6 protein-coding genes and 1 pseudogene are annotated in these 5,114 nt (G+C 69.7%); 1 reads left to right on the plus strand and 6 read right to left on the minus strand.

Annotation, left to right across the window (positions count from 1 at the left end):
• The 6 genes from MKL01_RS27785 to MKL01_RS27810 form a co-directional block, all read right to left on the minus strand.
• On the minus strand, positions 1–385 hold a 385-nt coding region (locus MKL01_RS27785; protein ID WP_243908412.1), incomplete at its 3' end, for a MucR family transcriptional regulator.
• A 317-nt stretch (positions 386–702) separates the two neighbouring features.
• On the minus strand, positions 703–1,362 hold the full coding sequence (locus MKL01_RS27790; RefSeq protein ID WP_243908413.1) for a hypothetical protein: 660 nt from the start codon (positions 1,360–1,362) through the stop codon (positions 703–705).
• Positions 1,363–1,391: 29 nt separating this feature from the next.
• A complete protein-coding gene (locus tag MKL01_RS27795) occupies positions 1,392–1,766 on the minus strand; it encodes a hypothetical protein (protein ID WP_243908414.1) in 375 nt (124 codons plus the stop codon).
• Between the two features lie 363 nt (positions 1,767–2,129).
• Positions 2,130–2,738 (minus strand): PAS domain-containing protein, encoded by a 609-nt coding sequence (locus MKL01_RS27800; RefSeq protein WP_243908415.1) that lies wholly within the window; start codon positions 2,736–2,738, stop codon positions 2,130–2,132.
• Positions 2,739–2,929: 191 nt separating this feature from the next.
• The gene (locus MKL01_RS27805; RefSeq protein WP_243908416.1) at positions 2,930–3,445 is read right to left on the minus strand and encodes a YagU family protein; all 516 of its coding nucleotides are present in this window, start codon (positions 3,443–3,445) and stop codon (positions 2,930–2,932) included.
• A 531-nt stretch (positions 3,446–3,976) separates the two neighbouring features.
• On the minus strand, positions 3,977–4,510 hold the full coding sequence (locus MKL01_RS27810; protein ID WP_243908417.1) for a GAF domain-containing protein: 534 nt from the start codon (positions 4,508–4,510) through the stop codon (positions 3,977–3,979).
• A 403-nt stretch (positions 4,511–4,913) separates the two neighbouring features.
• Here MKL01_RS27810 and MKL01_RS27815 point away from each other — a divergent pair.
• Positions 4,914–5,114 (plus strand): annotated as a pseudogene (locus MKL01_RS27815) (porin family protein); the annotation flags it as partial.

Here is a 5,114-nt window from a genome sequence, read left to right on the forward strand (position 1 = left end):
GCTGCGCGGCGTAGCTCGGGGCGACCATCGGGTAGTCGGCCGGCAGGCCGTAGCGGTCGCGGTAGGCCTTCGGGTCGAGCCCGTGGCTGGTGAGGTGGCGCTTGAGCGTCTTGTAGGTCTTGCCGTCGATGAAGCTGACGAGGCCGTCGTGCCGGACCGACTTGCGGATCTGGGCCGCGCCCGGCTTCTCGACCGCGACCTGCGCCGTCGCGTCGGTTCCGACCGTCAGGGTGCCGGAGACGAGGCCGGTGATCGCGCCGTGCACCCGGGCGATCAGCGCCGGAAGCTCGGCGGGCGGCACGGGATTGTTCGACACGTAGGCGGCAACAAGCTCGGCAGTGATAAACGTCAAGGTATCGGTCTTTTCGCCGAATATCTCGTTCATGTGGGGTCCTTCAGATCGTGATCTGGATCCCTATTGTTTGAGGACGGCACGAGTTTAAACGAAGTAAATTTTGGTCGACGATCGCCAAGATATTCGTATTCCCCCCTCCGCGCAGGCTGGTACCGGGCGGCGGGCCGCGCGCATCCTTGCCGTATGCCGTCTCGACGCGCCGATACCGCGGCGGGCGCGGAGATCCCGTCGGGACCGGGCCTCGGCGGCGTGTCCCGGCCGGCGGGGCGCCAGGATGCGCGCCGTCGATCGTGAACCGGGTCCGAAGGCCGCCCGCGCCGGGGGACGCGGGCGGCCCCCATGGGCGGTCAGAGGCCGGTGGTGGGGGGATAGCTCCGGACCCGGCCCGGGGTCCCGGGGCGTGCGGCCGCGTCGCCGCCGAGATCCGGCGCGGCCCAGCCGTCCGCGCGCCAAGCGCTGGCCTTCTGGTCGAGATCGACTGGCCCGTGCCGCTCCAGGATGGCCGCCACCGTCGAGGCGCCGTGCGAGGCCTGGGCTTCGTCGATGCGGACCGTGACGAGGGTCCCGCCCCGCCGCACCCCTTCGCCGTAGGCATCGGCATCCGCCCCGCTCACGCCGGCACCGGTGAGGCCGCCGGCCAAGCCACCCGCGGCCGCCCCGATCCCGGCGCCCGTCAGAGTCGCGACCAGCCAGCCCGCGGCCACCACCGGTCCGACGCCCGGGATCGCGATCAGGCCGAGGCCGGCGAGGAGACCGGCGGCGCCCCCCGCGACGGTGCCGAGGGTCGCGCCGGCGCCGGTGCCGTCCTTGGCCTTGGCGGCGGCGTCCGCATCTCCGGCTGCGCCACCGACGGTCCGGTCCCCGGGAAGGCCCGCGTGGCGGTCGCCCTCGTTGTTGCTGACGAGGCTGATGTCGCCGTGCGGGATGCCGTCGCGTTCGAGGGCGCCGACGGCGGCGCTGGCATCCTCGTAGCGATCGTAGAGGGCCGTGATGGTCTGCGGGGCCATAAAATGTCTCCTGTGCGGATTCGGGGGGCTCACTGGGCTGCGACGTTGCCCTTGAAATCGAGGCCGACGCTCACGGGCTGGCCGCCATGCTGGGCCGTGCCGCGCCAGATGCCGTCGGCGTCCTTCTTCAGGTCCCGGGCCTCCGTGTAGCCGGCCCGCTCGAGGCGCGAGCGCGCCTCGCCCTCGGTGAAGCTGTTGGCGCCCTTCTCGAGCCGGACGTCGGCATGGGCGCCGCCGCCGGCCGGCGTCATCGTGTCGGTGTTCGGCCGCGTCACGGCTTCCTGACCGCCGGATTGCCGGCTCGTCTTGGCGTCGGGGGCGGCCGGCGTGCCCGTGACCGTCGTCTGCGCGACGGCTCCCGAGCCGAGCAGGGTCGCGACAACAAGGGCAAGGGGCATACGCATGATCGACTCCATTATTGTCTTGGGATCGATCAATCTTTTGAGCGCGTAATACGTTCCGAAAATCCGGATTTTGCGCGAAAGAAAATGATCTTCTGCAGGATGCTGCAGGATTTACCTTGAACTCTCGGAGAAAAGCTCGATGGCGCGGGCTCGGCAATGCACGCGATCGAGCGGCCCTCACGCCAAGCCGATGCCCGGAGCGGTTCGCCCCGCGGATCCGGCCGGTCGGGACGCCTCTGCCGGCCCTTCCCGCCCGTCCGGTCCTTTGGACCGGTCACGAGGGGCCAAGACCGCAGGTCGAAGCGAGTTCCCGAGAGGCGGCGCGGTCCCGGGACCGATTCCGATGACGCCGCCGCGTGACGGTCAGTGCGTTGCGCGCTTCCGCGCGATGGCGCGCCCGAGGCTCATCAGGAGCATGTCGGCCGCGACCCGGATGTCGGCCGCCACGTCGTCGCCGAGGATCCGCCGCAGCGCGATGGCGAGGTCGGCGGCCCGGTCCAGCGGGCAGGCCGGCGCCGCCTCGCCGCTGAAGACGTAGCGGTCGCCGCCTTCGCGCAGTTCGGTGATGTCGATGATGATGCCGCGGGCGCGCACCGGATGCCCGACCGGGTCCTGGTACGTCCGCCCCCGGCTGAGCAGCCAGTGGACCGTCCCGTCCTCCGCCACGACGCGGTACTCGGCCAGCACCAGCCCCCCGGTCTTCACGGCCTGCTGGACATGATCGAGCAGCCATCCGTGATCGTCCGGATGCACCGCCGCCATGGTCTGCGGGCCGGTGATCTCCGTCTCGGCGAGCGAGGGATCGCCAGTCAGAAGCCGCGCCGCGCCGGCATCGTACACCATGGTGCTGCGGACGATGTCCCAGTCCCAGGTTCCGACCACGCAGGATGCGTCGAGCGCGGCGCGGAGCCTGTCGAGCGGTTCCCTGAAGCCGTCGATCGCGTTGACCGGCGCCTTCGAACGCTGTCGCATGATCTCAATCCCACGCCGCTGTCTCGGGAGAATCTGGCGCGGAGACATGCCATTTCATCCTGCACCGGCAGGAATTGTCACGGGCCCGTAACGCGCCGCCGGGGTTCCTGGGCTCGTCCCGGGCGGGGGCGGCACGCAGACCGGTTGCGCCAGCCCCGCCGCATGATCCGGCGGGCCTTCGGGACGAAGCTCTATGAGTCCGGCTGCGCGACCAGCAACGCGCGCCGCACGATCTCGATCGTCCAGGCCCAGAGCAGATGGCCCAACACCTCGGAGAACACCTCCTGGGCCGAGATGTCCCACACCTGCGGCGCCCAGCCGCCGAGGGGCAGCAGGACAGCGTGGAACAGCAGGGTGATGACCAGCCCGAAGGCCAGCCCCTGCCCCAGGGTCACCAGGGGGACCGTCTCCGCGAGCAGGCAGTAGAGCAGGCCGAAGAAGACCGAGAAGCCCTGATGGACCAGGGCGACGCCGTAATTGATGACGTGGCCGGTGAACACGTAGGTCATGGCCTCCGCGTCCAGACCGACCGCCTTGAGGATGGCGAAGGGCGGCGAGATGCGGCCGGCCTCCCGCGGCGGGAATGGGATCTCGGAACCCCATTTGACGAAGCTCGACAGGTTTCCGCCGACGAAGCCCGCGATCGCGGCGCTTCTGTAATCGGTACGCGGCGCCGTGGCTGCCTGGATGCTGGTGGCCGATGCCATCGTCAGAGACTCTTTCCTGTATTCCGATCCCGCCACCGCGGTCCGCTGCTTGGCGGTCCCCGTTCCGACCGAGATCTTGCCTGATCTGCCGGTCCGGACGATTCGCCCGCGGCAAGTCCTGCTAGCAGAAGGACCTTTTCAAGCTCAAGACATGCCGGCAGACAGGGCGAAATTTTGCCTCAAGATCGAAAGAAATACATTTGCGATACGGAGATACGTCTCCGAGAAGAATTCAAAAACGATTACCGAAAGACCGAGGTGGCTTGCCGGCATGCCGGGGCGGGGAGACTGTTCTCGCGAACGCACAGGTCTTCGGACCCGGCCGCGTGGGATTCGCCCGCTCCGCCCTCGGCCACGTCGACGCGACCGGCGGGATGGCGACCGGCGGAGCCGCGGAGAGGCCGATGCGGGTGAGGCGCCGCACGGGACGCGCCGGGCTCGATGAACGATCCGAACGACCGAGCGGCTTCCGGCCCGGGTCGGGACGGGCGCGCTCTCGCAGAGCCGGCTCTCGCTCGGGCGAAGAGTGCTCTAGGCCCCGGCGGGAGGCGTCGCGTCCCGGACCTGGGACGCACCGGTCGGGACCTGCACCCGGGCCAGCGCGGCGGCGGCCCGCTGGGCCAGCGCTTCCAGCCGGCAGATGGTCGCGTCGTCCGGGATGACCGACGTGCACCAGTAGGCGCCGAGCGCCGCCACCGCCTCCGGGGATCCGATCGGCACCATCACGAGGCTGCGCATGGAGGTGACGCGGTAGAGCGCGGTCGGCACCCGGTCATCGCATTCGATGTCCGGCACGACGACGGTCTCGCCGTTGAGCATCGCCCAGCCCGAGATGCAGGTGGTCAGCGGAAACCGGCGTCCGCGCCAGAGCGGCTCGATCGCGTCCTCGGCGACGTAGTACGACGCGTCGCCCTCGCGCAGGATCACCGAGATTCCGTCCGCCCCGACGATCGCGCGCGCGGTCCGCCGGAGGATGGACACGATCGCGTCCAGGGATCCGGCGGCCGCCAGATCACCGGCGGCCTGCGCCACGCCCAGGTCAGGCCGGAGAAGCGTGTCAGCCATGCCGCATGGGTTAGCCGAGATGCACCGGCCCGTCCACGCGCCGTTGTACGCGGGTGCGGCCAAGAGGGCCTCGGGCGGATCGGCGCCGCGCGCCGGGATGACAACCTGCGATAGGCTCTCGGTCGGGCGTCTACCACCTAAACCGAGCAGCAGCGCGACGCCTGGAAATGTCCCGCCGGGTCACAACGGTATTTCGGAGCCAAACCGGTATCCTTGGGCTGAAATCTCTAAATAGTTCCCCTCGGCCAATCACGACAACGCGATGATGTGCTCTATCGCACCTTACGGCCTGCCCAGTCCGGACGGCCTCGGGCGCTGTTGCATCCTTGCACTATCGCGTGGCCGCATCCTGCAGTTCCTGTCGCCGGGCACACATCCCGCACAACGGGAGACAGAGGACCCAATGATCAAGAAGCTTCTTCTCGCCAGCGCCGCCACGGCGCTCCTGACCGGCGCCGCCTCGGCCGCCGACCTGCCGCGCCGGGCTGCCCCGCCGCCGGTGTTCACCCCGGTGCCGGTGTTCACCTGGACCGGCGCCTACTTCGGTATCAACGCCGGCTACGCGTTCGACGCCAGCAGCCGCAGCAACGGCTCGGCCTTCGGC

Source organism: Methylobacterium sp. J-070, assembly GCF_022829385.1.
Taxonomy (GTDB): domain Bacteria; phylum Pseudomonadota; class Alphaproteobacteria; order Rhizobiales; family Beijerinckiaceae; genus Methylobacterium.